Source organism: Streptosporangium sp. H13245, from assembly GCF_055690525.1.
Genome location: NZ_JBSZKT010000075.1, coordinates 1 through 1,113, shown reverse-complemented (window position 1 = coordinate 1,113; position 1,113 = coordinate 1). Strand labels below are relative to the sequence as shown.

General features: G+C 68.6%; 1 protein-coding gene. It reads right to left on the bottom strand.

The annotated features are described in order from the left end of the window. Positions 1–704 (bottom strand): branched-chain amino acid ABC transporter permease (locus ACW9TB_RS39300; RefSeq protein WP_472753204.1); only part of this gene is annotated, 704 nt, incomplete at its 3' end. Positions 705–1,113 lie beyond the last annotated feature (409 nt).

The window sequence follows — 1,113 nt, the reverse complement described above, 5'->3', positions numbered from 1 at the left end:
AGGATCTCCGGCAGGACACTGATCACGACCGCGCCGACGACGACACCGGGCACCGAGCCCATCCCGCCCAGCACCACGGCCATCAGCACCAACGCCGATTGCAGGAAGGTGAAACTGCCCGGCGAGATGGCCGACAGCTGGGAGGCGAACAACACCCCGGCCAGGCCACCCCAGAGCGCCCCGGCGATGTAGGCGGCGAGCTTGACCCGGTAGGTGTGCACGCCCATCGCCTCGGCGGCGTCCTCGTCCTCCCTGACAAACCGCCACGCCCGCCCCAGCCGGGAGCGGCCCAACCTCGCCGAGCCGAGCACAGCCAGCGCGACCACGACCACCGTGACGTAGTAGAAGACCACCGGATGCTCGACCAGATGCGGGATCCCGTAGATACCCGACGGGCCGCCGGTGACGTCCAGGTTGTTGGCGGTGATCCGGATGATCTCCCCGAACCCGAGCGTCACGATGGCCAGATAGTCACTGCGCAACCGCAAGGTGGGAGCGCCGATCACGACCCCGGCCAGCACCGTGACCACCAGCACAGCAGGCACCGTGGCCAGCAGCGGCAGATCGAACCGGGTAGCCAACACCCCACTGGTGTAGGCGCCGACCGCGAAGAACGCCACATACCCCAGATCCAGCAGCCCGCAGAAGCCGACCACGATGTTCAACCCGGCCGCCAGCATCACGAAGATCGCCGCACTCGTCATCACCGACAACGCATACGGCGTGGCATTGACGAAAGGAGCCAGCAACGCGACCAACAACCCGGCCAGCCCAGCCCACCGGTTACCCATCAGCCTCGACGCGAAGCTGGGCGGCCTGGTGGTACCGAGGCGGCGGACCCCGGTCGCCGCGGCTCCGGCGGGTCCAGCGGGTCCGGTGTTCCCGGCGGGTCCGAGGTTTCCGGTGGGCCCGGTGCTCCCAGTGCTCCCGGTAGGCCCGCTGCTCCCGGTAGGTCCGGTGCTTTCGGTGGGCCCGGTCATACGCGTTCCGTGACGCGCTCGCCGAGCAGGCCGGTCGGCCGTACCGTCAAAAACAGGATCAGCACCCCGAAGGCGAACACATCCCGCCACTCACCGCCCAGCCAGAACGTGCCGAACGACTCCAGCAACCCGA